At 65.5% G+C, this 25,837-nt stretch carries 26 protein-coding genes; 15 read left to right on the top strand and 11 right to left on the bottom strand.

The genetic code is table 11. The annotated features are described in order from the left end of the window. Nucleotides 1-201: 201 nt before the first annotated feature. Nucleotides 202-2,490, bottom strand: a complete 2,289-nt coding sequence (gene parC, locus MTR65_RS05165) for a DNA topoisomerase IV subunit A (protein WP_243797799.1) — start codon at nucleotides 2,488-2,490, stop codon at nucleotides 202-204. 260 nt (nucleotides 2,491-2,750) lie between these two features. Between parC and MTR65_RS05160 the strand changes: the two genes are divergently transcribed. Both MTR65_RS05160 and MTR65_RS05155 read left to right on the top strand, forming a co-directional pair. Beyond that, entirely contained in the window at nucleotides 2,751-3,467 is a 717-nt protein-coding gene (locus MTR65_RS05160) for a DUF4349 domain-containing protein (protein ID WP_243797797.1), read from the top strand. A gap of 122 nt (nucleotides 3,468-3,589) precedes the next feature. Beyond that, entirely contained in the window at nucleotides 3,590-4,129 is a 540-nt protein-coding gene (locus MTR65_RS05155; RefSeq protein ID WP_243797794.1) for a type 1 glutamine amidotransferase domain-containing protein, read from the top strand. 76 nt (nucleotides 4,130-4,205) lie between these two features. Here MTR65_RS05155 and MTR65_RS05150 read toward each other — a convergent pair whose 3' ends face one another. Genes MTR65_RS05150 through MTR65_RS05140 form a run of 3 tightly spaced genes read right to left on the bottom strand, consistent with a single transcriptional unit; the run spans nucleotide 4,206 to nucleotide 6,627 of the window. After that, nucleotides 4,206-4,538, bottom strand: a complete 333-nt coding sequence (locus MTR65_RS05150) for a 2Fe-2S iron-sulfur cluster-binding protein (protein WP_039393110.1) — start codon at nucleotides 4,536-4,538, stop codon at nucleotides 4,206-4,208. A gap of 2 nt (nucleotides 4,539-4,540) precedes the next feature. Next, on the bottom strand, nucleotides 4,541-5,620 hold the full coding sequence (locus MTR65_RS05145) for a cysteine desulfurase family protein (RefSeq protein WP_243797791.1): 1,080 nt from the start codon (nucleotides 5,618-5,620) through the stop codon (nucleotides 4,541-4,543). Next, on the bottom strand, nucleotides 5,617-6,627 hold the full coding sequence (locus tag MTR65_RS05140; RefSeq protein WP_243797789.1) for a cysteine desulfurase family protein: 1,011 nt from the start codon (nucleotides 6,625-6,627) through the stop codon (nucleotides 5,617-5,619). Before MTR65_RS05140 ends, MTR65_RS05145 begins: the two co-directional genes overlap by 4 nt. 187 nt (nucleotides 6,628-6,814) lie before the next feature. Between MTR65_RS05140 and MTR65_RS05135 the strand changes: the two genes are divergently transcribed. After that, nucleotides 6,815-7,471: an alpha/beta hydrolase gene (locus MTR65_RS05135; protein ID WP_039393106.1), complete on the top strand. Its 657-nt coding sequence runs from the start codon at nucleotides 6,815-6,817 to the stop codon at nucleotides 7,469-7,471. A 43-nt stretch (nucleotides 7,472-7,514) separates the two neighbouring features. On the opposite strand, the gene MTR65_RS05130 is transcribed toward MTR65_RS05135, so the two are convergent. Further along, entirely contained in the window at nucleotides 7,515-7,727 is a 213-nt protein-coding gene (locus MTR65_RS05130) for a hypothetical protein (protein WP_243797787.1), read from the bottom strand. A gap of 117 nt (nucleotides 7,728-7,844) precedes the next feature. On the opposite strand from MTR65_RS05130, the gene MTR65_RS05125 reads away from it, so the two are divergent. Beyond that, entirely contained in the window at nucleotides 7,845-9,707 is a 1,863-nt protein-coding gene (locus MTR65_RS05125; RefSeq protein ID WP_243797785.1) for a DUF885 domain-containing protein, read from the top strand. Between the two features lie 75 nt (nucleotides 9,708-9,782). Here the strand turns inward: MTR65_RS05125 and MTR65_RS05120 are convergent, their stop codons facing one another. Together MTR65_RS05120 and MTR65_RS05115 are read right to left on the bottom strand one after the other, a co-directional pair. After that, nucleotides 9,783-10,133 carry a hypothetical protein gene (locus MTR65_RS05120; RefSeq protein ID WP_226636906.1) on the bottom strand — a complete coding sequence of 117 codons (351 nt, stop codon included), beginning with the start codon at nucleotides 10,131-10,133 and terminating at the stop codon, nucleotides 9,783-9,785. Between the two features lie 112 nt (nucleotides 10,134-10,245). Beyond that, complete coding sequence (locus MTR65_RS05115) at nucleotides 10,246-11,853, bottom strand: phosphoenolpyruvate carboxykinase (protein WP_243797781.1); 1,608 nt, start codon at nucleotides 11,851-11,853, stop codon at nucleotides 10,246-10,248. A gap of 269 nt (nucleotides 11,854-12,122) precedes the next feature. Between MTR65_RS05115 and MTR65_RS05110 the strand changes: the two genes are divergently transcribed. The 8 genes from MTR65_RS05110 to MTR65_RS05075 all read left to right on the top strand — a co-directional run bounded on the left by MTR65_RS05110 (nucleotide 12,123) and on the right by MTR65_RS05075 (nucleotide 18,124). Then, a complete protein-coding gene (locus MTR65_RS05110) occupies nucleotides 12,123-12,926 on the top strand; it encodes a response regulator transcription factor (RefSeq protein ID WP_243797778.1) in 804 nt (267 codons plus the stop codon). 27 nt (nucleotides 12,927-12,953) lie between these two features. Next, nucleotides 12,954-14,540, top strand: a complete 1,587-nt coding sequence (locus tag MTR65_RS05105) for a sensor histidine kinase (RefSeq protein ID WP_243797775.1) — start codon at nucleotides 12,954-12,956, stop codon at nucleotides 14,538-14,540. Further along, nucleotides 14,537-14,986 carry an HPr kinase/phosphorylase gene (locus tag MTR65_RS05100; RefSeq protein WP_243797772.1) on the top strand — a complete coding sequence of 150 codons (450 nt, stop codon included), beginning with the start codon at nucleotides 14,537-14,539 and terminating at the stop codon, nucleotides 14,984-14,986. Before MTR65_RS05105 ends, MTR65_RS05100 begins: the two co-directional genes overlap by 4 nt. Before the next feature lie 89 nt (nucleotides 14,987-15,075). Beyond that, nucleotides 15,076-16,068: an RNase adapter RapZ gene (gene rapZ, locus MTR65_RS05095; protein WP_268739260.1), complete on the top strand. Its 993-nt coding sequence runs from the start codon at nucleotides 15,076-15,078 to the stop codon at nucleotides 16,066-16,068. Between the two features lie 42 nt (nucleotides 16,069-16,110). Continuing rightward, entirely contained in the window at nucleotides 16,111-16,515 is a 405-nt protein-coding gene (locus MTR65_RS05090; protein WP_148627921.1) for a PTS sugar transporter subunit IIA, read from the top strand. Then, nucleotides 16,512-16,796, top strand: coding sequence for an HPr family phosphocarrier protein (locus tag MTR65_RS05085; protein WP_243797769.1), 285 nt, complete (start codon nucleotides 16,512-16,514; stop codon nucleotides 16,794-16,796). The genes MTR65_RS05090 and MTR65_RS05085 overlap by 4 nt, the downstream gene beginning before the upstream one ends. Before the next feature lie 16 nt (nucleotides 16,797-16,812). Then, the gene (locus MTR65_RS05080; RefSeq protein WP_243797767.1) at nucleotides 16,813-17,619 is read left to right on the top strand and encodes a TrmH family RNA methyltransferase; all 807 of its coding nucleotides are present in this window, start codon (nucleotides 16,813-16,815) and stop codon (nucleotides 17,617-17,619) included. 91 nt (nucleotides 17,620-17,710) lie between these two features. Beyond that, nucleotides 17,711-18,124, top strand: coding sequence for an META domain-containing protein (locus tag MTR65_RS05075; protein WP_243797764.1), 414 nt, complete (start codon nucleotides 17,711-17,713; stop codon nucleotides 18,122-18,124). A gap of 110 nt (nucleotides 18,125-18,234) precedes the next feature. On the opposite strand, the gene MTR65_RS05070 is transcribed toward MTR65_RS05075, so the two are convergent. The 3 genes from MTR65_RS05070 to recR form a co-directional block, all read right to left on the bottom strand. After that, a complete protein-coding gene (locus MTR65_RS05070; RefSeq protein ID WP_243797761.1) occupies nucleotides 18,235-19,806 on the bottom strand; it encodes a DNA recombination protein RmuC in 1,572 nt (523 codons plus the stop codon). 71 nt (nucleotides 19,807-19,877) lie between these two features. Next, the gene (def, locus tag MTR65_RS05065; RefSeq protein WP_039393087.1) at nucleotides 19,878-20,444 is read right to left on the bottom strand and encodes a peptide deformylase; all 567 of its coding nucleotides are present in this window, start codon (nucleotides 20,442-20,444) and stop codon (nucleotides 19,878-19,880) included. 79 nt (nucleotides 20,445-20,523) lie between these two features. Beyond that, nucleotides 20,524-21,120, bottom strand: a complete 597-nt coding sequence (gene recR / locus MTR65_RS05060; RefSeq protein ID WP_243797758.1) for a recombination mediator RecR — start codon at nucleotides 21,118-21,120, stop codon at nucleotides 20,524-20,526. 73 nt (nucleotides 21,121-21,193) lie between these two features. Here recR and fmt point away from each other — a divergent pair, with 73 nt between their 5' ends. The 3 genes from fmt to MTR65_RS05045 all read left to right on the top strand — a co-directional run bounded on the left by fmt (nucleotide 21,194) and on the right by MTR65_RS05045 (nucleotide 23,937). Next, on the top strand, nucleotides 21,194-22,102 hold the full coding sequence (gene fmt, locus MTR65_RS05055; RefSeq protein ID WP_243797755.1) for a methionyl-tRNA formyltransferase: 909 nt from the start codon (nucleotides 21,194-21,196) through the stop codon (nucleotides 22,100-22,102). Beyond that, nucleotides 22,099-22,845 carry a tRNA pseudouridine(38-40) synthase TruA gene (truA, locus tag MTR65_RS05050; protein ID WP_243797753.1) on the top strand — a complete coding sequence of 249 codons (747 nt, stop codon included), beginning with the start codon at nucleotides 22,099-22,101 and terminating at the stop codon, nucleotides 22,843-22,845. Before fmt ends, truA begins: the two co-directional genes overlap by 4 nt. A 276-nt stretch (nucleotides 22,846-23,121) precedes the next feature. Beyond that, a complete protein-coding gene (locus MTR65_RS05045) occupies nucleotides 23,122-23,937 on the top strand; it encodes an acyl-CoA thioesterase (RefSeq protein WP_243797750.1) in 816 nt (271 codons plus the stop codon). Between the two features lie 64 nt (nucleotides 23,938-24,001). Here MTR65_RS05045 and MTR65_RS05040 read toward each other — a convergent pair whose 3' ends face one another. Next, nucleotides 24,002-25,621, bottom strand: coding sequence for an FAD-dependent oxidoreductase (locus tag MTR65_RS05040; RefSeq protein WP_243797748.1), 1,620 nt, complete (start codon nucleotides 25,619-25,621; stop codon nucleotides 24,002-24,004). Nucleotides 25,622-25,837: the final 216 nt, after the last annotated feature.

Genomic DNA, 25,837 nt, shown 5'->3' with positions numbered 1-25,837 from the left:
AAGGACGCACGCTGATCCTCGTGCCGAACCATCCGCAGTCGGTGGAAGAAGTCTAGTAGAAGGATTTATTCAAGGGGCCATCGCCCCTTGGCCCCGAAATGGGTGACCTCACCTCTTTCAGCCAGCGCGGCGCGCCAGACGTGAGGTCGACAGTTCGGGGAGCCCGAGGGCGATGGCCCTCGGTATCACTTCCTTCGTTCTTCAGAACTTGTTGTCGCGCGGGAAACCGTTGGGCGGCAGGCGTCCAGCCGCGCCGCGCGCGACCTTCCACATGGCGATGTCCTTTTCGGTGCGCGTGCGCCCGGTGTCGCCGCCCATCGTCCAGGAGAGCCCCTCTTCCAGCTTGAGCGTGGTCACGTCCGCCATGCCCCCGTCGCGGTAGCGCTGGAGCGTAACGCCCTGCCCCTTGGCCATGATCGGCAGTTCGTCGAGGTTGAAGACGACCAGCTTGCGGTTGTCCCCGACCACGGCAACATGGTCGTGCTCGGCCGGGATTTCGCGCACCACGGCCAGCTTGACGCCGGGCTTCGTGCTCATCACCGCCTTGCCCTTGCGGGTTTCCGCCAGGATCTCGTCGGTTACCACCGCAAAGCCGCGGCCCACGTTGGAGGCGAGCAGGAGCTGCCCCTTGGGCTTGTGGGCAAGCGCGGCCACGATCTGCGCTTCTGCGTCGATGTCGACCATCGTGCGGATCGGTTCGCCAAATCCGCGCGCGCCCGGCAGCTTGTCCCCGCCCAGCGTATAGAAGCGACCATTGTCGAGCGCGATCAGGAGCTTGTCGGTCGTCTGCGCGTGGAAGACATAGGCCGGGCCGTCGCCTTCCTTGTACTTGAACTCGCTGTCGAGCGCGACGTGGCCCTTGGCCGCACGGATCCAGCCGCGCTCAGAGAGGATGACCGTGATGGGCTCCTTCTCGATCATCGCGTCCATCGAGAATTCAACCGTGGGCCGCGCTTCGGCAATCGTCGTGCGACGGCGGCCAAGCTCGGTATCCTCGGCATAGTCCTTTCGCAGCGCCATCAGGTCGCGCTTGAGGCGCGTACGCTGGCGCGCCGGGCTTTCGAGCAGCTTGGTGAGCTCGTCCTGCTCCTTCAGCAGTTCCTCGTGCTCCTGGCGAAGCTCCATTTCCTCCAGCTTGCGCAACGAGCGCAGGCGCATGTTGAGGATCGCTTCAGCCTGCCGGTCGGTGAGATTGAACTCCGCCATCATCACCGGCTTGGGCTCGTCCTCGGTCCGGATGATCTCGATGATCCGGTCCAGGTTGAGGTAGGCGATGATGTAGCCCTCAACGAGCTCGAGGCGCGCGGCGATCTTGTCCAGCCGGTGCCGGGTGCGGCGCTGAAGAATGTCGATCTGGTTGACGACCCACTGGCGCAGCAGGTCCTTGAGGCCGACGACGCCGGGCGTGCGCTGCGCGTCGAGGACGTTCAGGTTGAGCGAGAAGCGGCACTCCAGATCGGTCAGCCGGTAGAGGCTCTCCTTCAGGAGTTCCGGATCGACATTGCGGCTCTTGGGCACGAGGACGATGCGGATCTGCTCGTCGCTTTCATCGCGCACATCTTCCAGGATCGGCAGCTTCTTGTCCGCGATCAGCTGGGCGATCTGCTCGATCAGCTTGCCCTTGGCGAGCATGTAGGGAATTTCGGAAACGACCAGCTGCCACTGGCCACCGCCCAGCTTCTCGATGCCGGTTTCCTCCCAGTTGCCCGCCTCGTTGCGGCCATTGGAGAAGCGTCCGCGCATGCGGAAGGCGCCCTTGCCCGTCTCGTAGGCGTGGGAAATCGCCGCCGCGCTGTCGACGACAAGGCCGCCGGTTGCAAAGTCGGGCCCATGGAAGACCTCCATGAGCTGCTCATGTTCCACCTGCGGATTCTCGATCAGGAGCATCGTCGCATCGATGATCTCGGCCGCATTGTGGCTGGGGATCGAGGTCGCCATGCCCACCGCGATGCCGGTCGCCCCGTTGGCAAGCAGGTTCGGGAAGAGACCCGGGAAGATGTCCGGTTCGCTCTCTTCCCCGTTGTAGGTCGGGATGAAGTCGACGGTCCCTTCGTCGAGCCCGGCCATGAGCTGAATCGCGGTCTTGGTAAGGCGCGCCTCGGTGTAGCGGTAGGCCGCCGCGTTATCGCCGTCGATGTTGCCGAAGTTGCCCTGCCCCTGCACCAGCGGGTAGCGCAGAGAGAAATCCTGCGCGAGGCGGACCATCGCATCGTAGACCGACGCATCACCATGCGGGTGGTACTTACCGATCACGTCACCAACGACGCGCGCGGACTTCTTGTAGGCGCTCGCCGGATCAAGCTTCAGCTGCCGCATCGCCCAGAGCAGGCGCCGGTGGACCGGCTTGAGGCCGTCGCGAAGGTCGGGCAGCGAACGCGCGGTGATCGTCGAGAGCGCGTAGACGAGGTAGCGCTCGGAAAGCGCGGCATCGAAAGGCGCATCGACAATGGCGTCGAACGGATCGGAATTGTCGTCGAGAGAAGTCACCATGATAGGGAGAGCGTAGCAGCGCAGGGCCACTCTCCAAAGCGACAATTCGCCGTTTTCCGCAGGCTTGCGGCGCGCTACGCTATTTGGCGAATCAGAGTGGAGAGAGCATGCCCCGTCCAACAAGACCCGTGTGGCCGCTTGCGCCTGTTCTTGCTTCGTTTCTGCTGGTCGCTTGCGGCGAGGCGGGCAACCATGGCTCCGGTCCAGGCAAGCCCGACAAGATCACAACGGTAGACATCGGGGAAGAGCCGCCAAAGGAAGTGGCAGAGAGCGGCGAGATCCCGGTCTCGGTTCCGCGGATCGCCTACACGTACCGCTACCAATACCGCCTGCCCGCCCAGCGCATCGCGCAGGTCCAGGCCCGGCAGGCCAGCCTGTGCGAAAAACAAGGACCACAGGTCTGCCGCGTCCTGTCCATGCAGACCGACCTTGGCGAGAACGACTACGCCAGCGGGTCGCTGACCCTGGCCGTCGCGGCTCCCCGCGCACGTGCCTTCGGGCAGGACCTGGCCGAACTGGTCAGCGGTCAGGGCGGCGACCAGATCGGTAGCGCAATCGAAGGTGAGGATCTCTCCAAGCAGATCGTCGACACAACCGCGCGCCTCAAGGCCCGCCGCCTGCTGCGCGACCGCCTGATGGAGGTCCTCGCCACCCGCAAGGGCTCGGTTGCCGAACTGGTCGAGGCCGAGCGCGGCGTGGCCAAGGTCAATGAGGAGATCGACCAGGCCGAGAGCTGGCTGGCGCAGATGCAGGGCCGGGTCGACTTCAGCGAGATGAACCTCTCCTACATCTCGCGCACGCCGTCGAGCGGTGGCTTTCTTGGACCTATTCGCGAGGCTGTCCGCAACCTGGATACGATCCTGGGCACCGTGATCGGCGCGCTCATCATTCTGGGGGCCATCGGCATTCCGCTGGGCCTCGTGATCTGGGGGATCGTCTGGCTGGTGGGCCACCTGCGGCGTCGCCGGGATAGCTGAGCGTGTCGACGCGGCATTCTCCGGTCCGTGGCCGAGGCGCGGCAGACCGTGTCGGGACCGGGAACGGCACGCATCGCGGCGGTGTTAAATGGGGGAATGCAAGTAGAAAAGGAGGTTACGACATGACCCAGCGCATCCTCATCCTCGCCACCGACGGTTTCGAGCCCTCCGAGCTCACCGGTCCACGCGATGCCCTTCGCGAGGCTGGCATGGAGGTTCAGATCGCCAGCCCCGAGGCGGGCGAGATCAAGGGCTGGAACCACACCCACTGGGGCGATCCCGTCAAGGTGGATCTCGCCCTCGACGATGTGAAGGCAAGCGCGTTCGACGCCCTCGTCCTGCCCGGCGGCCAGATCAATCCCGACACCCTGCGCCTCAATTCGACGGCCGTGGAGCTGGTTCAGGCCTTCGTCCATTCGGGCAAGCCCGTTGGCGCTATCTGCCACGCGCCCTGGCTGCTGGTGGAAGCGGATGCCGTTCGCGGCAAGACCGTGACCGGCTGGCCCTCGATCCGCACCGATCTGGCAAATGCGGGCGCCAACGTGGTCGACCGCGAAGTGGCCGTCGATGGCAACATCATCACGAGCCGCAACCCCGACGACATCCCGGCCTTCTCGAACGCCCTGATCGAGGCCGTCCGGGTACCCGCGCAGGCTGCCTGACGAGCGCCGCTCCAACTACGTTCTGAAAACCGTCCGGCCGCATTCCTCACGGAGTGCGGCCGTCGTCTATTCCGGCTCAGCCGATCTGCATATCGCGCGAAACGCCGGGGATACGCACCTCGATCCCATCGAGATCCTCGGTCAGTTCGATCTGGCAGGAAAGGCGGCTGGTGCGCGCGACACCCGCAGCCAGATCAAGCATGTCTTCCTCGTCCATCGAGGCGGGCTCGACCTTGGCGAACCACTCATCCGACAAGTAGACATGGCAGGTGGAACAGGCCATCTGCCCCTCGCACGTCCCTTCGAGCGGCATGCCCGCGGCTTGGGCCACTTCGAGCAGGCGCGTTCCCGGCTCGGCCTGTGCCGAGACCTTGTTCCCTTCGGTCGTGACGAACTGCACGTTTACCAATTTCAGACTCCCTGCGCCGCCGCAGCGGCTTCTATTTGAGCGCAGGCATCCTCTATGTCCCGTTGCGTACTATATCGCCCGAATCCCAAACGGATAGAGGCTTTGGCCGCACTGTCGGCAAGTCCGAGTGCGCGCAGCACGTGACTAGGCCTCCCCGAGCCGCTGGCGCAAGCGGAGCCCGCCGAAAAAGCCACTCCGCGAAGATCGGACATCAGACGGGCTACATCCAAACCCTTGCGATGCAAGTTTAAATTTCCTTTCCAGCGCCGTTCAACCGAGCCATTGAGGTCCCAGTCCGGCAAGGCCGCGCGCGCACCATCCCACAGCCGGGCAATATGCGCCGCGTCCTCATCACAGCTCCTGAGCGCCAGCGCCGCCGCAGCGCCAAACCCTGCACACAGCGCCGGACTCAAGGTGCCCGAACGCAGGCCCTGCTCCTGCCCGCCGCCGCGGATCAGTGGTTCAAGATCGAGCCCATCGCGCACCCAGAGCGCACCGATCCCCTTGGGGCCGTACATCTTGTGCGCGCTGATCGCGATCATGTCCGCGCCTTGCGGCGGCGCAATCTTGCCCGCTCCCTGCACCGCATCGCACAGGAACAGCGCGCCTGCCGCATGGGCGCGCTGCGCCAGTTCGTCCACCGGCTGGATCGTTCCGATCTCGTTGTTGACCTGCATGACCGCGACGAGATCGGTGCCCTCCCGCAGCGACGCGTTGGCGGCCACGCAGCCATCCTCTCCGACCGGAATTTCCTGAACTTCGGAATCGATCCAGCGCGCGGTGTCGAGCACGGCCGAATGCTCGATGGACGACACGGCCAGCCGCTTTGCACCGCTTCCCACAATCGCCAGGTTGATCGCCTCGGTCGCGCCGGAGGTAAAGATCACGCGGCCGCCCGATGGCAAAAGTGCGGCCACCTGATCGCGCGCGACTTCCACGGCGGCCGCCGCCATGCGTCCGGGGCGGTGCGGGCTGTGCGGGTTCGCAAAGCCGCTTGTCTCGGGCCCGCCCAGCCAGGGCAGCATGGCCTCGCGCGCCTCGGGCGCGAGCGGGGTCGTGGCCTGATAGTCGAGATAGATCATGCGTTCACCTTCGCCCAGGCGTCCGCGAAGGCATCGAGGTCCTGACGCGTCGTGTTCCAGCCGATGCTGACGCGCACCGTGCGCCGTGCGCTGTCTTCATCGATTCCGAAGCCCTTGAGCACACGGCTCTGCTTGAGCGTGCCGGACGAGCACGCGCTTCCCGCCGAAATCGCAAAGCCCATGGCATCGAGCCTTATCAGCATGGCGGTTGCCGCAAGCCTGGGGGCGGCGACCGCGAAGATGTGCGAGCAGGCCGTGCCGGGCTGGATCACCTCACCAAATTCGGAGAGACGGTCGCGGAAGGCAAAGCGTTCCTCCTCGCTTGTCGCCCAGCTTTCGACGCCGCCTGCTTCCAGCGCTGCGGCAAAGGCCATCGCGCCGGGCAGGTTTTCCGTTCCCGCACGGTAGCCACGCTCCTGCCCGCCGGTCGGCTCCAGCAGCGCGAAATCGCGCACCAGCAGCGCCCCGATCCCGATGGGACCACCCAGCTTGTGGGCCGAGACCACGATGAGATCCGCCTCGGGCAGCGGCGCCTTGCCGGCTGATTGCGAGCAGTCGGCCAGCAGCAGCCCTCCGGCCGCCCGCATGGCTTCCAATGCCTCGCTGTCCCGCGAAGGCAGGAGCACGGTCCCTGTCTCGGAGTTGATCGACTGGAGCGCGAGCACGCAGCGTCCCTCCTCGCCAAGGTGCTCGGCCAGCGCCTGTCCGTCCAACTCGCCCCCTGCCATCGGCACTTCGACGGCATCGGGTGCGGCGCGAAAAACCGCGTCGTGCTCGACCGCCGAAACAAGCCGGCGCTGCACCTTCGCGCGGCCCAATCCCAGGGCCAGCGCCTCGCTCGCGCCCGAGGTGAAAAGAAGTTCACCGCGCCAGCCCAGCGCCCGCTTCACCCGTTCGCGCGCATCCTCGAGCGCGGCGCGCGCGGCGCGGCCCTGCTTATGGGGGCTGGAGGGATTGGCCCAGATTTCGGCACCTTCAAGCCACGCGGCGCGCGCTTCGGGCCGCAAGGGGGTGGTTGCGGCATGGTCCAGGTAGACAGGGGAAGAAATTGGCGGCTCCGCTTGTTTTGTCGTGATTGTTTTTGGTACGAATGTTTCTATATAAGCTGCTCTCCCATTTCCACTCCTGCAATCACGGCCCCTTCCTTGCGCGGCCATTCTTGCCGGAGCCTCAACAAGTCAGGTTCGCTATTCCATGCCCGCAGTGATCTTTCCCGGACCCGAAGGCCGTCTCGAAGGCCGCTTCCAGCCTGCGCCGCGTCCGCGCGCGCCGGTCGCCATGATCCTCCACCCGCACCCGCAGGCGGGCGGCACGATGAACGACCGCATCACGCAGCATCTCTACAAGACCTTCGTAGCCCGCGGCTTTGCCACGCTGCGCTTCAACTTCCGCGGCGTGGGCCGCAGCCAGGGCAGCTTCGACAACGGCATCGGCGAACTCTCGGACGCGGCCGCCGCGCTCGACTGGGTGCAGCAGATCCACCCCGAAAGCTCGACCACCTGGATCGCGGGCTACTCGTTCGGCGCGCTGATCGGAATGCAGCTCCTGATGCGCCGCCCGGAGATCCGCGGCTTCATCTCGATCGCGCCGCCCGCCAACATGTATGACTTCAGCTTCCTGGCGCCCTGCCCCGCCTCGGGCATCATCATCCAGGGTGAAGCCGACACGGTGGTGACGCCCAACGCGGTGCAGAAGCTGGTCGACAAGCTGCGCACCCAGAAGCACATCACCATCCACCACGATGAAGTGCGCAAGGCCAACCACTTCTTCGAGAACGAGACCGATGACCTGATGAAGTCGGTCAACAACTACCTCGACATGCGCCTCGCACCGGACTGCCCGATCAAGTAATCGCGCAGCGCCGCACGTATACGCAGAAAGAGGCGTCGCAGGGCTACTGCGGCGCCTCTTGCGTTTTTGCGATACCGGCAAGCGAGCGGCCATCGGGGGTGGGCACGGTGAGGATCGCGACGTTGATCGCCATGATCCCTGCAAGGACGAGCATCAGCACGGCCCTTCTGCGATGGCCGGGACGGCGCCACAGGGCGATGCTGCCCAGCACCAGTGCGATGCTGGCGAGGACCATGAGGGAAAGCGCAATAGCCATGGCAAGGCGATAGCCGATCCCCGGACGCCATGCGAGCCCCGATCCGGCCCCGCTTTCCCCCTCCTTTCATCCCCATCCGCGTTTGACTTGTCCGCCTGTCGGAGCCAGTTTCGCGCCATGACACACCCTATACCGGCCGCAGCGCCGCTTTCCCGTCGCAACGCTCTCCAGATCTTGTCCTGCGGCGTCGCCGCCATGGCCCTTCCGGCCGGTGCCCGGGCGCTTGCCCAGAGCGCATCCGGCACGCCCGCCTCAGGGGCAGCGAGCGCCCTTCTCGACACACTTGCCTGGAATTTCCTCGATCTCAATCCCGGCACGGCGACCAGCCTCGGCGTCGATATCGGTGCCCATACGCCCCTGCGCAGCCGGATGGAGGACCGCTCCCCCGACGGCGTGGCGCGCATGGCCGCGCTCCTGCGGCGCGACCTCGCCTCAGTTTCCGCTGTCGACGAGGCCGGCCTCGATCCCGCCACGCGAACCAGCCTGGAAGTCATCAAGAGCGCCTATACGACCTCGCTCGAAGGCTTCGCGCAACCCTATGGCGACGTTGCCGTGGGCAGCTGGCGCAACACGCCCTACGTCGTAATCCAGAACGTGGGCGCCTATCTCGACACGCCGCGCTTCCTTGACGCGGACCATCCGATCAAGACGCCCGACGATGCCGACGCCTACATCACACGCCTTGCGCAGATGGACGACCAGCTCGACGGCGAACTGGTGCGCATGAAGGCGGCGACCGACAAGGGCCTCGTGCCGCCCGACTTCCTGCTCGACCGCGCTATCGCGCAGATGGAGAGCACGGTGGCCGACGCAGGCAAGGACGGCGGCGGCCTCGTTGCCTCGGTCGCGAACCGCACCGCCTCGTTCGAGGGCGACTGGGAGAAGCAGGCGAAAAGCCTTGTCGCGGGCGATGTGCTTCCCGCGCTTCAGCGCCAGCTTGCCGAACTCAAGCGCCAGCGTGGCCTCGCCACCAGCGCACCGGGCTTGCGCGAACGCCCCGGCGGCGCGCAGTTCTACGCCTGGGCGCTCAAGGCCAGCACCACGACCACCATGCCGCCTGAAGAAATCCACAAGCTCGGCCACGAGCAACTGGCCGAACTGCATGGCCGGATGGACCCGATCCTCAAGGACCTTGGCTACACGCAAGGCACCGTGGGTGCACGCATGACCGCACTGGGCAAGGACCCGCGCTTCATGTTCGCCAAGGGCGATGAGGGCCGCGACCAGATCATGGCCTTCATTCGCCAGCGCATCGACTGGATCACCTCGCAGATGCCGCGCGCGTTTCGGGAACTGGTGCCGGGCAACGTCGAGGTCCGCCGCCTCCCCCTTGCCGAGGAACCGGGCGCTCCCACGGCCTATGGCGGCGCGGGCTCGAAGGACGGTTCGGTGCCAGGCAAGATGTGGATCAACCTGCGCACCACGGACCTCCACCGCAAGTACGACCTGCCCACCCTCGTCCACCACGAGACGATCCCGGGCCACGTCTGGCAGGGTGAATATGCCAACCGCCTGCCGCTGATCCGCTCGATCCTGGCTTTCAACGCCTATTCCGAAGGCTGGGCGCTCTATGGCGAGCAGCTGGGCGACGAGCTGGGCGCCTACGACGATGATCCCGTCGGGCGCCTCGGCTACCTCCAGTCGATCGCTTTCAGGGCCTGCCGCATGGTCGTCGACACCGGCCTGCACTCGCAAGGGTGGAGCCGCGAGGAAGGCATCCGCTTTTTCATGGAGAAGAACGGCAATAAGCGCGAGGAAGTGGTCAACGAGGTCGACCGCTACTGCTCCTGGGCGGGCCAGGCTTGTGGCTACAAGATGGGTCACAACGAGATCAACCGCCAGCGCCTGCGCGCCATTGCCGAGCTCGGCGATGCCTATGACCTGCGTGATTTCGACCAGGCCGTGGTCGATGGGGGCAACGTGCCTCTCGACGTGCTGGGCGACAACATTACGCGCTACATCGCAGGCGTGAAGGCCTGACGCCCACGCCCCAAGAAGCGAAAAGGCCCCCGGGTGCATCTCCGCACCCGGGGGCCTTTTTCCATCCGGCAAACTCTACTTTCGCCCGAAAAGCCCTGAAGCGAATCCCGCGATATCGTCCATCGCATCGCCGTCGCCATCCCGGTCAAGCAGCGCCATCACCTGCGGGTTGGAGACGATCTCTCCGGCGAAACGCGCAAGTGCGCTCTCCCCGCCAATGGCGGTGATGATCTGCTGGATCGTGGCGACATCAAGCCCCGTGCGCCCCGCTGCAAGCTCAGCCGTGTCGCCGGGCTGCTGGTGCGCCTGGCCGAGCGCGGCCACGGCCTTCTCGGCCATTTCCGGTCGTATGCCGAGCTGCCCGGCCAGATTGGCCACATCGACGTTGCCGCCCATCTGCCCCAGTACGCCGTCCAATAGTCCCATGTCTCTCTCCTGGTTCTGGCGGGAGGCACCGCGTGCCAGCCGCAACGCAAGAAGGCCCCGAATGCCGAAGCGTCCGGGGCCTTCTTCATGTCATAGGTTGCTCGCGCGCCTGTCAGGCAGTGACGGGCGCGGCCTGGCGGACGCCCTCGTCGACGTGCGCTTCGAACTGAGCGAAGTTGTCGATGAACTTCTTGACCAGAACCTGCGCGGTCTTGTCGTACTCGGCACCATCGGCCCAGGCGCCGCGCGGATCGAGCAGCGCGGTGTCGACACCGGGCACTTCCACGGGCACTTCAAAGCCGAAGTTGGGGTCTTCCTTGAACTCGGCGTTGTTGAGGCTGCCGTCGAGCGCGGCGTTGAGCAGTGCGCGGGTGGCCTTGATCGGCATGCGCTTGATGCCTTCCATGGTGGCCATGCCGCCCGACCAGCCGGTGTTGACCAGCCAGCACTTCACGCCGCCCTTGGCGATGCGCTCCTTGAGGAGGTTGCCGTAGACCGAGGGGTGACGCGGCATGAACGGCGCGCCGAAGCAGGTCGAGAAGGTCGCTTCCGGCTCGGTCACGCCGATCTCGGTGCCCGCAACCTTGGCGGTGTAGCCCGAAAGGAAGTGGTACATGGCCTGGTCCGGCGTGAGACGCGCGATCGGAGGCAGCACGCCGAAGGCATCCGCGGTGAGGAAGATCACGTTCTGCGGCACGGGGCCCAGGTTCTCTTCCGAGGCGTTCGGGATGAAGTCGATCGGATAGGCACCGCGGCTGTTCTCGGCGAGCGAGTTGTCGTCGAGGTCGAGCGTGCGGGTGACCGGATCGATCACGACGTTCTCAAGGACAGTGCCGAAACGCTTGGTGGTCGCGTAGATTTCCGGCTCGGCCTCTTCCGAAAGACGGATCATCTTCGCATAGCAGCCGCCTTCGAAGTTGAAGACCGCGGTGTCCGACCAGCCGTGCTCGTCATCGCCGATGAGCGTGCGCGACGCGTCAGCCGAAAGCGTGGTCTTGCCGGTGCCCGAAAGACCGAAGAAGACCGCCGTGTCGCCGTCCGGGCCGATGTTGGCCGAGCAGTGCATCGGCATCACGCCCTTGGTCGGGAGCAGGTAGTTGAGGATGCCGAAGACCGACTTCTTCATCTCGCCAGCGTAGGCCGTACCACCGATGAGGATCAGCTTTTCCGAGAAGTTGACCGCGATCACGGTCTCGCTGCGGCTGCCATGACGGGCCGGGTCGGCCTTGAAGCTGGGCAGGTCGATGATCGTGTATTCCGGTGCGAAACCTTCAAGTTCCTCGGCGCTCGGACGCACCAGCAGGGTGCGGATGAACATGTTGTGCCAGGCGAACTCGTTGATGACGCGCACCTTGACGCGGTGTTCGGGCTGCGAGCCGCCGAACAGGTCCGCGACGTAGAGCTTGTCCTTATCGCCGACGGCGGCGAGGAAGTCTTCCTTGAGCGCAGCAAAGTGCTCCGGCGTCATGGGCACATTGGTGTTGCCCCACCAGATCGTATCTTCCGTCTCGGCGTCCTTGACGATGAACTTGTCCTTGGCCGAGCGGCCCGTGTGCTTGCCCGTTGCAACGACGAAAGGCCCGTCTGCGGACAGCGTGCCTTCCTCGTTTCGGATGGCATGCTCAACCAGGGGCGCGGTGCCCAGGTTCGCGAAAATCTCCGCCTTGGTGGCGATCCCTTGTTTGTCGAGCGGGTAGCTTAGGGAAGCGGTCAATGTCATCTCCTCCAACGTGACACCTCGCCAGACTATCCGGCGATGGCATCATCAATTCCTCCTCAGGAATCGGGATCGCGGATAATCGACGCATTCTTTTCCGTCAAATTGACAACAAATGGAACCGCAAAGGGCCGAAACGCGAAAGAAACAGGCCAGATGCCCCAGGCGACCTTCGCGGTCCGCCCCGTTCCCATGCCTCGCCACATTGCCAGTCAGGCGTCCAGCGGCTAGGCAGCCTCTTCGCGTTTTGAGAAAGGACCAGGGCACCTGCGATGTCCGTGCCAGCATCCCCGTCCTCCGCTTCCGAGCCCCGCAGCGCCCAGGGCGAGACGCGCCGCCACACGATCGCGCTGGTCGACGATGACCGCAACATCCTGACCACGGTCTCGATCGGGCTGCAGGCCGAAGGTTTTTCCACAAGGGTCTATACCGACGGCGAAACCGCGCTGAAGGCGATCCTCGAGAATCCGCCTGACCTGGCCATCTTCGATGTAAAGATGCCGCGCATGGATGGCCTGGAATTGCTGCGCCATCTGCGCGAGCGCTCCAGCCTGCCGGTGATCTTCCTCACCTCCAAGGACGAGGAACCCGACGAGGCCCTTGGCCTTGCCATGGGTGCGGATGACTACATCACCAAGCCCTTCAGCCAGCGCCTTCTTGCCGCCCGCATCCGCGCCATCCTGCGGCGCAGCGAACTGGTGCGCACCGGGCCAGAAGAGCCCATCCAGGAAAACCTGCCCGAACCCGTCGTGCGCGGGCGCCTCGCACTCGACCCGGCGCGCCACCAGGTGGAGTGGGACGGACAGGCGGTCTCGCTCACCGTCACCGAGTTCCTGATTCTGGAAGCCATGGCGCTGCGCCCGGGCGTCGTCAAAAGCCGCAACCAGTTGATGGACGCGGCCTACAACGACGACATCTATGTCGACGACCGAACCATCGACAGCCACATCAAGCGCCTGCGCCGCAAGTTTCGCGCAGTCGACCCTGCGTTCAACGCCATCGATACCCTCTACGGCGCGGGCTACTCGTTTTCGGACGAACACGCCGCAGGGACCGCCGCCGGGCAGGAAGGGTGACCATGCCCCGACGGACCGCCTGAGCCCATGGCCGAGCGCTCGCACGCCCGCATCGCGGCCTCGCTGCCCGTTCGTCTGGGGCTGTCCTGGCGCGTCTCGCTGACCGCGCGCATCCTTGCGGTCAACATCATCGCGCTCGCACTCATGGCGGGCAGTCTCTTCTACATCGACAGCTACCGCCGCGAACTTCTCGACGAGCGCTTTCGCCTCGCCCGCAGCGAGGCCGAGATCACGGCCCAGGCCCTCTCCGGGGAAAGCCTCGACAGACAACGCCACCTGATCGCGCGCATCGGCACCACGCAGAAGCTGCGCCTGCGCCTCTACGATGCCAATGGCGATCTCGTCGCGGACAGTTTCAAGCTGGCCCCGCCGTCCTACCGCTTCATCGATCCCGACAGCGAGCCCTGGCTCCAGGATGCGGCGCGCCTGCTCGACCAGGGCATGGACTTTCTCCTGGGCGCCCGGCGCATCCCGGCCTACCGCAACCCGCCCGAACAGGCGATCCGGGATTGGCCTGTCGCCCGCGAAGCGCTGGAGACAGGCGAAACACGCATCGACCAGAAAGCCGCACCCGACCAGACCCCGGTCATTCTTGCCGCCACGCCGCTGGGCAACAGAGGCGAGATCCTGCTGATGACCCGCAACGCGCGCGACATCACCGAGAACGTGCGCATGGCCCGCCAGACGCTTGCAATCATCGTGGGCGCTGCGCTCGGGGTCTCGATCCTGCTGTCGCTGTTCCTGGCCCGCACCATCGTCGATCCCTTGCGCAAGCTCGTGCGCGCCACCGTGCGCGTGCGCCTCGGGCGCGAGCGCAGCGTGGTCGTCCCCCGCCTGCCCGACCGCCGCGACGAAATCGGCCTCCTTGCCCGCGCCGTCTCCGACATGACCGGCGCCCTGCGCCTGCGCATCGATGCGGTCGAGCGCTTCGCAGCCGATGTCGCGCACGAACTCAAGAACCCGCTCACCTCGCTGCGCAGCGCACTTGAGAACCTGGACCGGGTGGAGGATCCCGAGCTGCGCCGCCAACTCGTGACGGTGGCCAACGACGATGTGCGGCGCATCGATTTCCTCGTGACCGAGATTGCCGATGCCAGTCGTATCGACGCGCAGCTCAGCCGCACCACCTTCGAGCCGGTCGACATGAACAGCCTCCTGCGCGCCCTTGTTGCCGAGCGCGCCCAGCGCGGCGTCAACGGCGCGAGCGAAGTCGTGATCGCGCAGGCTGGCGCGGGCCCGCTTGTCGTGCCGGGTGACGCCCCGCGCCTCGAACGCGTGCTCCAGAACCTGCTCGACAACGCCGTCTCCTTCTCCCCCGAGGCTGCGCCCATCGACGTCACTCTGGAGAGCGTGAAAAGCAAGGTGCGCATCACGATCAGCGACCACGGTCCGGGCATTCCCAAGGTCGCGCGCGAACGGATCTTCGAGCGCTTTCATTCGCTGCGCCCTTCGTCGGAGGAGTTCGGCCGCCATTCGGGGCTGGGACTCTCGATTGCGCGGACCATTGTCGATGCCCACTCCGGCTCGCTCTTCGCAACCGATCGCGACGACGGATTACCAGGTGGCTGCTTCGTCCTCACGCTCCCCCAATGGCCGAGCGAGCCTGAAGGGTGACCACCGGAGCCTCGCCTTCGTTGGTCCGTCAGGCGACCTGCGTCGCGCGCGAGGGACGCGCCATTCTCATCGAAGGCCCGTCGGGCGCGGGCAAGACCTCGCTCGCGCTCGAGCTGATAGACCGGGGCGCGGTGCTCGTGGGCGATGATGGCGTAGTCCTCGAAAGGCGCGCCGGGCATCTCGTCGCCAGGCCCCACCCCCGCACAGCCGGCCTGATCGAGGTCCGTAATCTCGGCATCCAGAACGAACCCTTCTGCGCCGAGGCCCGGGTCTGCCTCCACATCCTCCTGGATAGCAGCGCTCCGCGTTTCATCGAGAAAGCCGAGGGCATCGAGCTTGCGGGGCTGGTCATTCCTTCCCTGCGCCTTTCGCCTTGGAGCGGCCCTATGGCCATCAAGGCCGAACGCGCGCTCGCCGTCCATGGACTGGGACCCTCAACTCGCTGAAAAGACGCGCAAGCAAGACCCGGCAAAATCGGTCGGATAAGACCAAACTCTCCCTTCCCTTTCCGGGCAGAGGAGCGCAAACAGCCCCGATGACCGCAACACCTGAGCCCACCCCCGAGGCCAGCGCACATGGCGCGGACGACACGGGGCCCGACCCGGCGCTACCCCAGCGTCAATCGGTCCTGCTCGTCACCGGCATGCTGGGGGCTGGAAAAACCACGGTTCTCAGGGGCCTGGAGGACCTTGGCTGGGAAATCATCGACAACTTCCCGATCCGCCTGCTCGAAGGTCTGCTCGATGCACCGGGCGAGGCGCAGAGCGATCTTCCCACGCCGCTGGCCATCGGCTTCGATTCGCGCACGCGCGGCTTCGATCCCGAGCGCGTGATCGCCCAAGTAAAAGCCCTTAGTGAACGTCCTGATGTCGCGCTGACGACGCTCTTTCTCGATTGCCAGAGCGCCGAACTCGAGCGCCGCTACAACGAAACCCGTCGCCGCCACGCCCTTGCCGCCGACGCCCCTGTCGCGACCGGCATCCAGGCCGAGCGCGAACTGCTCACGCCGCTGCGGCGCTGGGCCGAAGTGCTGATCGACACCAGCGAATTCACCAGCAACGATCTTCAGCGCGTGATTCGCGAGAGATTCGCCGAAAGCGCGACCGAGGGCACGACCCTCACCATTTCCAGTTTTGGCTTCGCGCGCGGGATGCCTCCACTCGCAGACCTGGTCTTCGACATGCGCTTCCTCGACAATCCCCATTGGGATCCGGACCTTCGCCCACAGACGGGGCAGGACGCGGCCGTTGGCGATTTCATCCGCAAGGATCCGGCCTTTTCCGAGGCATTCAGCCGGATACGCGACCTGCTCCTGCTCTTGCTGCCGCGCTACAAGGCGCAAGGCAAAAGCTATGTCCATATCGCCTTCGGGTGTACCGGCGGGAAACACCGTTCGGTTTTTACCGCGGAACAGATGGCATCGGCCTTGCGCCACTCGGGATTTTCCCCCACATTGCTGCACCGCAACCTGGGCTCACGAGCAGCCGATCTTCTTGAAGGAGAGCCGCGGCGTGATGACAAGCACTAAGATCCGGGTGCAACTGCAGGGTATTCGGAGCGTTTCCTCAACATGATCGGCATGATTCTGGTCACTCACGGCAATCTTGCCGAAGAGTTCGTTCACGCAATGGAACATGTCGTCGGCGATCAGACGGCGGTCGAGACCGTGTGCATTGGTCCCAATGACGACATGGAGCGGCGCCGCGCCGAGATTGCCGAGGCCATCGTCAAGGTGAACAGTGGCGAAGGCGTGATCATCCTCACCGACCTGTTCGGTGGAACGCCCTCGAACCTCGCGATCTCGCTGATGGAAGCCGGGACGGTCGAAGTCATCGCCGGGATCAACCTGCCCATGCTGATCCGCCTCGCCAAGGCGCGCGCCTGCATGTCGGTGCGCGACGCCGCTGCGGCCGCGCGTGAAGCGGGGCGCAACTACATCACCATCGCAAGCGAATACCTGGGACAGGATGCATGAACGACTGCCGTGAGACGGTGACCATCGTTAACAAGCGCGGACTTCATGCCAGGGCCAGTGCGAAGTTCGTGAATTACGTCACCGAATTGCCCGGTGAGCTGTCCGTCTCGGTGAGCAAGGACGGCGCGAGTGCGGTCGGCAATTCCATCCTGGGCCTGATGATGCTGGGCGCGGCCAAGGGCGACAGCATCGAGATCGCGTGCGCGGGCGATGACGCTCAGGCCGCGCTCGACCGGCTCGTTGCGCTGGTGCGCGACGGCTTTGGCGAAGATCAGGGCTGAGAAGGCGCCGTTTAACGTGACCTACCGCCGCACCATTACCGGATTTTCCAATCCGCTCGTCAAGTTCCTGCGTTCGCTGCGTGACAAGAAGCACCGTCGGCGCGAACAGCGCTTCCTGGCTGAAGGCCTACGCCTGCTGACCGATGCACGCGAATCGGGCATTCTTCCCGAGATGCTGGTGATGGCGACAGGCCGTGCCGCCCATCCCCTGCTCGACCAGCTCGAAGAGGCAGTAACCGCAGCGGGCGGCGAAGTCGTGGAAATGGACCAGGACATCCTCGCCAAGGTGACCGGCAAGGACAACCCGCAGGCCGTGGCCGGGGTTTTCGCCGAGTTCGACACGCGTCTTGCCGGGATCGACCGGCAGGCGGCGCCCATCTGGCTCGTCGCGCAAGCGCTGCGCGATCCGGGGAACCTGGGGACGATGCTGCGCACCGGCGATGCCGTCGGGGCTGGCGGCCTTATCCTCATCGATGACTGCGCCGATCCCTTCTCGGTTGAAGCCGTGCGCGCCAGCATGGGCGCGATCTTCACGCAGAGGCTGGCGATGGCGCGCTGGGATGAATTCCAGTCCTGGCTGCGCGAGAGCGAGGGACAGCTCGTCGCGGCCTCGCTGCGCGACCCGACCGACTACCGCAAGGCCCCTTATGCAGCACCCTGCTTCCTTATGGTCGGTAACGAATCGCAAGGGCTCCCGGCCGACTACGAAGAGGCCTGCGACCTGCGGGTCACGATCCCGATGCGCGGGCGCGCGGACAGCCTCAACGCCGCTGTCGCGGGCGCGGTTCTCGCCTACGAAGCGCTCGCCCACCTCGATCCCTGAGTTGGCCGGGTAGCACCGGCGCTGCTGCGCCTGCCATTTGCGGATAGGCCCGTTCATCCCGCTCTCACATGCTGCATGGCACCATGCAGGCATGATTCGAGCTTGTTCCTTCGGCCGCATCTTGGCAGGCGCCCTTCCCGCGCTGGCCCTCGTCGCCTGCGCGCCGGACACCGAAGGCCAGCACCTCAGCGCCAGCCGCTGGAGCTTTGCCCTGATCGATGGGCAGTCGCCCATGTCGGATGCGGCCGACATGCGCTTCGAGAAGGGCGAGGTCCGCGTTCTCGTCGGCTGCAACCGCATGAGCGGACCCTGGCGGATATCCGCTGACCGTCTCGTCGCCGGCCCCCTGGTGCAGACCGAGATGGCCTGCCCGGCCCCGGCCTGGGATCAGGAAAAGGCCGTCGGCTCCCTCCTCGCGTCCACTCCGCGCATCCACGTGAGCGACGAGCGCATGATCCTCCAGTCAAGCGGCCACACCGCCGAACTCATCCGCGTCGAGGACTAGAGCGGTTTCAGATCCGATTGCATCGGATCAACCGCTCTATATCATTGGTTTGACGTATTTTCTGAACCAGCAGATGATTCCATCTGCTTGGAAAATGCTCTAAGCGCGCCTTAGTCCTTTTCGGCCGATGCCAGCGCAGCAGGCGCCTCACCTTCGGGATACTCGGGCAGCGCAGCCTCGATATCGGCAGCGCCATAGCGCGGTGCAGCCTCGACTCGTGGAGCTTCCTCGATCTCGCGTTTGCCGATCTCGATGTGCTTTTCGCGCAGACGTCGTCCCGACGAGAGTACGTTGCGCTCAAAGCTGCCAACGAACTTGTTGTAGTTGTTGACCGCCGTTTCCAGCCCGGCGCCTACGCGCTTCATGTGCTCGGCGGCCACCGCGATGCGGTCATAGAGTTCACCGCCCATCCGGCCGATTTCGCGCGCTTCACGGGCCAGACCATCCTGGCGCCAGACCTGCGCGACCGTGCGCGCGATGGCGACAAGGTTGGTGGGCGTGGCCAGAAGAACGCGGTTACGAAAGGCAAAATCCCACAGTTCCGGATCGTATTCGAGGGCTGCGGCCACGAAATGCTCACCCGGCACGAACATCACGACGTAGTCGGGAGCGTCCTCGAACTGGCTCTGGTAGCTCTTCGTGCCGAGCGTCTGGACATGATTGCGCATCGAGGCGACATGGGCCTTGAGTGCCAGTTCGCGCGCGGCATCGTCCTCGGCCTCGAAGGCCTCCTGGTAGGCGTTGAGCGAGACCTTGGCATCGATCACCAGCTTCTTCTGCCCCGGAATGTTGACGATGGCATCGGGACGCAGACGCCCCTCCTCGGTGTCGATCGAATGCTCGGTCACGAAGTCGGTGTGCTCGGACAGGCCGCACTGTTCCAGGAGGTTGCGAAGCTGCTGCTCGCCCCAGCGCCCGCGCGCCTTGGGGGCATTGCGCAAGGAGTTGCCAAGGCGCTGGGCTTCCTCGCGCACGCGCTCCTGCCCTTCGCGCATCGACTGGATGAGGCCGGTCAGCTGACCGAAGGAATCAACGCGCTTGGCTTCCAGTTCGGACACCTGCGCCTCGTAGCTCTGAAGACGCGCGCCCACGGGCTCCAGCAGCGCGCGGATGCGTTCCGCGTTCGCCTTCTCGCTTTCCTCGAAACGCGCGCCCGCGCGGCGCAGGAAGGCTTCTTGCGCGCCCTCCAAGACCTTGGCACCCGCGTTCTCGAACTCCTTGCGCAGCGCGTCTTGCGCCTCGATCAGAAGGCGCTTCTGCTCATCAAAGTTGGCGGTCTTTTCGCGCAAGGTGGAAAGTTCGTCGCTCGCCTCGCGATAGGCCTCACGCAGACGACCCATCTCGGCATCAAAAGCGGTGCGTGCCGCGTCATAACGCGCGGTTGCCTCGGCGCGTTCGCGCTCCAGAGTGGCCGACGCCTGCCCGCGCACACGCTCCAGCTGTTCGGCATAGGCACTGCGCTCGCGGGTCAGGGCGGCGGAATATTCATCGGCACGCCCCGCGCGGGCTTCAGCCCCTGCCAGATCGCGGATCGCGGCGCGGAAGCGCTCTTCCAGTTCATGGAGGGCGCGTTCGCTTTTGGCGAGGCGCGCATTGGCCTGCGCGGCCGGGCGCGAGCCGAAAAACCAGCCGGCACCAAGGCCGACGACGAGTGCAAGAATGGCGGCAAGGATGATGTCCATGCCGCCATTCTAGTTGGAACAATTCAAGAACGCCAGACCTTCCCGGTCCGTTGTCCGCAATTCTGGACGGATCAGGCCGCGCGGCGCAGCTTTTCCAGCTTGCGCAGCGCCATCTGGCGCTTGAGACGCGAAAGGTGATCGATGAACAGGATACCCTCGAGGTGGTCCATCTCGTGCTGCAGGCAGGTTGCCAGCATGCCCTCGATGGCTTCCTCATGGTGGTTGCCGTCCAGGTCCTGGTACTGCACGCGGCAAGTCGCGGGACGCTCCACGTCGGCGTAGATCTCGGGAACCGAGAGGCAGCCTTCCTGGTAGACGCTGTGCTCTTCGGACGGGTCGAGGATGACCGGGTTGATGAAGACCCGCGGCTCCTTGAGCGTGGGCTGGTGCGTGTGCTGGTGCCCGCCGTGGTTGCACACTTCGGGCTCTGCATCGGGATCGTCGGGCTGGAGATCGATCACGAGGACACGCAGGGGAACGCCGACCTGAATGGCGGCAAGACCGATGCCGGGGGCATCGTACATGGTCTCGAACATGTCCTCGACAAGGGTCTTGAGCTCGTCGTCGAAAGTTTCGACGGGCTTGGAGACCTGCTTCAGGACAGGATCGGGAACTTCAAGGATTTCGCGGATAGCCATGCCTTGCAAATAAGCGCAGCCTGCGCGTTTCGCAAGATTGCGATGGCGATCACAGAAATCGCGCCGTTGGGGCTATCGCTCAGGCGACGGGGCGGCGCGCGCGGATCGCCTGTGCCAGCGTGCCCTCATCCAGGTGGTCGAGTTCGCCGCCCACCGGCAAACCATGCGCCAGCTGGGTGATGCGCACAGGCCGGTTCTCCAACTTTTCAGCAATGTAGTGCGCGGTCGTCTGACCTTCGAGCGTGGCGTTCATGGCAAGGAGTATCTCGTCGATGCCCCCCTCCTCGATCCGGGCCAGCAGGCTGTCGATGGCAAGGTCTTCGGGCCGTACGCCATCAAGCGCGGAGAGGCGTCCGCCCAGAACGTGGTAGCGTCCGGTGAACAGGTGCGCACGGTCGAGCGCCCACAGGTCGGCCACTTCCTCGACCACGCAGAGCGAGCGCTGGTCGCGCTTGGGATCGGCGCAGATACCGCAAGGATCGCGCGTATCGACATTGCCGCACACGCTGCATTCGACCAGCGTCTCGCGCACGACGTCGAGCGCTTCGAGCAGCTGGACGAGCGAACTTTCACGGCGCTTGATGAGCCAGAGCACCGCGCGACGGGCCGAACGGGGGCCAAGGCCCGGCAAGCGGGCCAGCGCGGCGGTCAGCGTCTCGATCTCTTGCGATGCCATGAGGAGAGAGATAGGGCCTCCCCGGTCCGAGCGGAAGCCCGGCACCACGACGAGCGAGGAAGTTGCCCACAATATGCGTATCATCTTCATGGGAACCCCCGATTTCGCGGTCCCGGCGCTGGAAGCCCTGGCTGATGCTGGCCACGAGATCGTCTGCGTCTATTCGCAGCCGCCGCGTCCCGGTGGCCGCCGCGGCCGCGAACTGACCCCGACGCCCGTCCACAAGGTTGCCGAGTTGCGCGGGTTCGAGGTGCGCACGCCAGTCTCGCTCAAGGGTGAGGAAGAGAAGGCCGCCTTCGCCGCGCTTGAGGCCGATGTCGCGGTCGTCGCGGCCTATGGCCTGCTGCTGCCCCAGGCGATCCTCGATGCCCCGCGCCACGGCTGCCTCAACATCCACGCCTCGATCCTGCCGCGCTGGCGGGGCGCGGCGCCCATTCATCGCGCGATCGAGGCGGGCGACCCGACGACCGGGGTTACCATCATGCAGATGGAAAAGGGTCTCGACACCGGCCCCATGCTGGCCACCTTGCGCACCACCATCGATGCCAAGACCACCGGCGAACTGACCGCAGAACTCGCCGACAAGGGCGCGCAGCTCATGGTCGGCACGCTGCGCGAGCTCACCAATCACCGGCCCGTCCCCCAGCCCGAAGATGGGGTCACCTATGCGAAAAAGATCGAGAAGGGCGAGGCCCGCATCGACTTCACGCAGGATGCCCAGGCCATCGAACGCAAGGTGCGCGCCTTCATGCCAGCGCCCGGCGCCTTTTTCGAGTTCGAGGGCGAACGCTACAAGATCCACGCGGCCGAGGTTGTCGACGGCACGGGCACGCCCGCCACAACGCTCGACGATGCGCTCACCATCGCCTGCGGCACGGGCGCGCTGCGCGTAACGCGCATCCAGCGCGCCGGAAAGCCGGCCATGGCAACGCAGGACCTGCTGCGCGGCCGTGCGATCCCGGCGGGAACCCAGATCGCGTGACCCGCTTTGCCCTGACCCTCGAATTCGACGGTGCGCCCTTCATGGGCCTGCAGCGCCAGTCGCACGGTCCCTCGGTGCAGCAGTCGGTTGAGGATGCGGCCCATGCGATCACTGGGGAGGACGTCATCATGCACGCGGCGGGACGCACCGATTCGGGCGTCCATGCGCTGGGCATGCGCGCGCATATCGAGATCGCCAAGCCCTTCGACGCCTTTCGCCTGATGGAGGCGCTCAACGCCAGGATGCGCCCCGATCCCGTCGCTGTCACCGCCTGCGAAGTGGTCCCCGACGACTGGCACGCGCGTTTTTCGTGCATCGGGCGTTCCTACATCTACCGCATTGCCAACCGCCGCGCGCCCCTGACGCTGGAGCGCGGCAAGGCCTGGCAGGTCTCGCGCCCACTCGACGAGGGAGCCATGCACCGCGCCGCGCAGGCGCTGGTCGGGCGCCACGACTTTACGACCTTCCGCTCGGTCCACTGCCAGGCGCAAAGCCCGTTGAAGACACTCGACCGGCTCGACGTGCGGCGTGAAGGCGAAATGGTGTTCATCGAGGCTGAGGCGCGCAGCTTCCTCCACCACCAGGTGCGCTCGATGGTGGGCTGCCTCGCTCTGGTCGGCATGGGCCGCTGGGACGAGAGCGAGGTCGGCAAGGCGTTGGCCGCCAAGGATCGGCAGGCGCTTGGCCTCAACGCGCCGCCCGACGGGCTCTACTTCGTGCGCGCCATCTATCCCGAGGCCTGAGTGCTTCGAACGCACGCTATCCGCACAGCAATAAGCCTGCGTGCCAAGCCCTTGACCTGAGACGGTAACGCTCACAGGAACGCGCAACGCATGTGTTGCGGCCCCGGAACGGCGGCGCTGCAACCGGGGCGAACGAAGCTGCGGGGCGCATCTGTCTCCCGCACGCGCCGCGCCCGAACCCCACAGGAGAGCAAAGGCCCCCCTTCCCGGCACCTCGCCGGAGTGGAGCGGTGCCTGCGCCGTCCCTGTTGCCACCACGTCCACGCGGGAACCCGAATGTCCTCTGATTACCTGATTGCCCCTACCCCCGAAGACACCCAGACCTTTGCCGACAGCTCGGTGCGCCTGATCGACATGATCTTTCCGGGCGACACCAACCACCATGGCACGCTGTTCGGCGGCGTGGCGCTCGCCCACATGGACAAGGTGGCCTTCCTGACCGCCACGCGCCACGGCCGCGCGCCCTTTGTCACCGCGCGCTCGGAACGCATCGACTTCACCGCGCCCGGGTTCTCGGGCGAGATGGTCGAAGTGCATGGCACGCTGACGCGCGTGGGCAACAGCTCGCTCGATGTCGAAGTCAACGTCATTGCCGAGGAACTGGTGAGCGGCGAGCGTCGCAACCTGACGCGCGGGCTCTTCACCATGGTCGCGCGCAAGGGCCCCGATACGCGACTGCCCCTCCCGCCAATGCCGGCCCCCGCGCCCGAACCGGACGAGGACGAGCCGCTGCGCATGGTGGAGATGGTCTTTCCCACTTCCACCAACCACCACGGCAACCTGTTCGGCGGCGATGCCATGAAGATGATGGGCAAGGCCGCCTTCATCGCGGCCACCCGCCATTGCCGCGAGATCGTGGTGATGGCCTCCTCCGACCGCATCGACTTCACATCGCCCATCCGTGAAGGTTCGATGATCGAGCTCGTCTCGCGCATCCGCATGACCGGGCGCAGCTCGATGCTGGTCGAGGTGGAACTGTGGGCCGAGGAACTGCTCAGCGGCCTGCGCAGCCACGCCGCGACCGCGCGCTACACCATGGTCGCCGTCGACAAGGACGGCCGGCCCAAGCACTTCGCCCCCACCCGCGCCTGACACGAAAAGGGCCTGCCGCTCCCCACGGAACGGCAGGCCCTTTTCGCATACGCCCAGGAGGCGATCAGGCGATCTTCTTCAGCACCGGCTGCGCAGGCTGGCCCGCGATCTGGTCGGCCAGACGCAGCGCCAGCGCGACGATGGTGAAGGTCGGGTTCGCCCAGCCCGAGGTGGGGAAAACCGAGCTGCCCGCGATGTAGAGGTTGTTGACCCCGTGGACGCGGCACTGCGCATCGACCACGCCCTCGGATGGCGAATTGGACATGCGCGTCGTGCCCATGTGGTGATAGCCACCGATCGGGTGCGCGCTGACCAGAGGATCGAACGTCCACTCCCGGCGCGCGCCCGAAAGCCAGGGCTCCTTGTCCACCTTGCCAAGCCCCATCCGCTCGATCTCGGCCCCGAAGGTGGAGACCAGCCGGTCAACCGAATGCACATCGAGATCGGTCAGGCGCCAGTCCAGCTCCACGCGCGGCATGCCCAGCGCATCGCGCTCGCCCGAAAGGCGCACGCGGCTGTCGGGATTGGGCGCCTGCTCGGCGCGCACCAGCAGCGCCGCTTCCACGCGGTGCAGCTTGTAGAGCAACCACGAGCGCGCCGGGTCTGCCACCTTCTGCGCCATCGTCGCCGCGCGCTTGGTGACCAGCCACATGAGGCGCGCATGGCGCGTGGGCGAGAGATCGTGCTTGATCTTGTTGTAGGCGCGCATGCCCATGAACTGGCGACTGTCCGACGGCTGGCGCGGGGCGATCGTCATCGAGGTGTTGAGCATGCCCTCGCGGCGCTGGGTGCCCTCGGCGGCGGCCAGCAGCGCGGCCACGGTCTGGCCGTTCAGGGTGTGGCGACGGCCATAGGCCTTGAACATGTCCCACACGAGCTTGGTCGTGACATGCCCACCGCGCGCGTGGGGATGCTCCATGAAGAAGCGGCCGACCAGATCGTGCCCGTTGCCCAGGCCCTTGGCGTGAACCTGGTTGGACGCGAGCAGCAGGCGCGGGTTCTCGATCCCGCCCGACGCGAGAACAACCTCACGCGCATTGATGCGCGCGCGGCGGCCCGCCAGGTTCGCAATGTCGAGACCGGTCGCATGAGCCCCGCTGTGGTCGGTCCGGATCTGGGTCGCGGTGGCGTGGGTCAGGATCGTACAACGCGGATGGCTGACCAAGTCACGGCAGTTCTTGATGTTGAAGCGGCTGAATTCGGGGTCGAAGTTCCACAACTTCACCGTCATCGTATCGTCGAACTCGGGGAACCAGACGCCGACGCGTTCCAGATCCTTCGCTTCGAGGCGACGCTCGGGCAGGCCGAAATAGCCGCGCGATTCGTCGTAGTATTCCTGCATCTGCGCATAGGAGACCGGCCAGCCCGAGTGCGGCACCCAGTCGCGGCGTTCGAAGTCGATGGGGTCGAGTTCGGCGATGCGCCCGCCCCAGATCGCAGTGGTGCCGCCAAAGAAACGCATCCGGGCGTGGTCGAGTCGGTAGTAGGGGGCGCCTACCGTTTCGCCCGCGTTGAGATCGCTCGTGTCCTCCTCGTAGTCGAAGCCGCCCGATTCCAGGATCGTGACACTTCGGCCAGCCGCCAAGAGGCGGCGTGCGACGGTGATACCCGCAACGCCGGATCCCACGACGCACACGTCGGCATCGAAGGTGGACAGTTCGGTGGACTTGAAATCGATAATCATGACAGGGTCTTCGTTTCCTGGATGGGACACAGCTTCGCACAGGGAGGCTACATCCAGTCGCCGAAACGGCCCTCTTCGGGGGTTTTGCAGTGCGTTTCAGACCATCGACGGCCACGGCCAACACGAAACCAGATTGCGGCATTGTGTCAGCTTGGTGTCAGCCCCTGTTGCTATGCCATGTAGTTAAACAAAGCACGATTGCCAGATACGCATTGT

The organism is Novosphingobium mangrovi (assembly GCF_022818885.1).
Taxonomy (GTDB): domain Bacteria; phylum Pseudomonadota; class Alphaproteobacteria; order Sphingomonadales; family Sphingomonadaceae; genus Novosphingobium; species Novosphingobium mangrovi.
Note: the sequence above shows the minus strand (reverse complement) of the source record. Positions and strands in the feature narration are given on the sequence as shown.

Bases quoted from the DNA above. Each gene is read 5' to 3' on its own strand.
- MTR65_RS05145 (WP_243797791.1), bottom strand. From the start codon at position 5,620: ATGATCTATCTCGACTATCAGGCCACGACCCCGCTCGCGCCCGAGGCG.
- MTR65_RS05085 (WP_243797769.1), top strand. From the start codon at position 16,512: ATGAACGACTGCCGTGAGACGGTGACCATCGTTAACAAGCGCGGACTT.
- MTR65_RS05070 (WP_243797761.1), bottom strand. From the start codon at position 19,806: ATGGACATCATCCTTGCCGCCATTCTTGCACTCGTCGTCGGCCTTGGT.
- recR (WP_243797758.1), bottom strand. From the start codon at position 21,120: ATGGCATCGCAAGAGATCGAGACGCTGACCGCCGCGCTGGCCCGCTTG.
- MTR65_RS05130 (WP_243797787.1), bottom strand. From the start codon at position 7,727: ATGGCTATTGCGCTTTCCCTCATGGTCCTCGCCAGCATCGCACTGGTG.
- MTR65_RS05110 (WP_243797778.1), top strand. From the start codon at position 12,123: ATGTCCGTGCCAGCATCCCCGTCCTCCGCTTCCGAGCCCCGCAGCGCC.
- MTR65_RS05135 (WP_039393106.1), top strand. From the start codon at position 6,815: ATGCCCGCAGTGATCTTTCCCGGACCCGAAGGCCGTCTCGAAGGCCGC.
- def (WP_039393087.1), bottom strand. From the start codon at position 20,444: ATGGCTATCCGCGAAATCCTTGAAGTTCCCGATCCTGTCCTGAAGCAG.
- MTR65_RS05045 (WP_243797750.1), top strand. From the start codon at position 23,122: ATGTCCTCTGATTACCTGATTGCCCCTACCCCCGAAGACACCCAGACC.
- MTR65_RS05090 (WP_148627921.1), top strand. From the start codon at position 16,111: ATGATCGGCATGATTCTGGTCACTCACGGCAATCTTGCCGAAGAGTTC.
- MTR65_RS05125 (WP_243797785.1), top strand. From the start codon at position 7,845: ATGACACACCCTATACCGGCCGCAGCGCCGCTTTCCCGTCGCAACGCT.
- MTR65_RS05155 (WP_243797794.1), top strand. From the start codon at position 3,590: ATGACCCAGCGCATCCTCATCCTCGCCACCGACGGTTTCGAGCCCTCC.
- MTR65_RS05120 (WP_226636906.1), bottom strand. From the start codon at position 10,133: ATGGGACTATTGGACGGCGTACTGGGGCAGATGGGCGGCAACGTCGAT.
- MTR65_RS05115 (WP_243797781.1), bottom strand. From the start codon at position 11,853: ATGACATTGACCGCTTCCCTAAGCTACCCGCTCGACAAACAAGGGATC.
- MTR65_RS05105 (WP_243797775.1), top strand. From the start codon at position 12,954: ATGGCCGAGCGCTCGCACGCCCGCATCGCGGCCTCGCTGCCCGTTCGT.
- MTR65_RS05040 (WP_243797748.1), bottom strand. From the start codon at position 25,621: ATGATTATCGATTTCAAGTCCACCGAACTGTCCACCTTCGATGCCGAC.
- fmt (WP_243797755.1), top strand. From the start codon at position 21,194: ATGCGTATCATCTTCATGGGAACCCCCGATTTCGCGGTCCCGGCGCTG.
- parC (WP_243797799.1), bottom strand. From the start codon at position 2,490: ATGGTGACTTCTCTCGACGACAATTCCGATCCGTTCGACGCCATTGTC.
- MTR65_RS05075 (WP_243797764.1), top strand. From the start codon at position 17,711: ATGATTCGAGCTTGTTCCTTCGGCCGCATCTTGGCAGGCGCCCTTCCC.
- rapZ (WP_268739260.1), top strand. From the start codon at position 15,076: ATGACCGCAACACCTGAGCCCACCCCCGAGGCCAGCGCACATGGCGCG.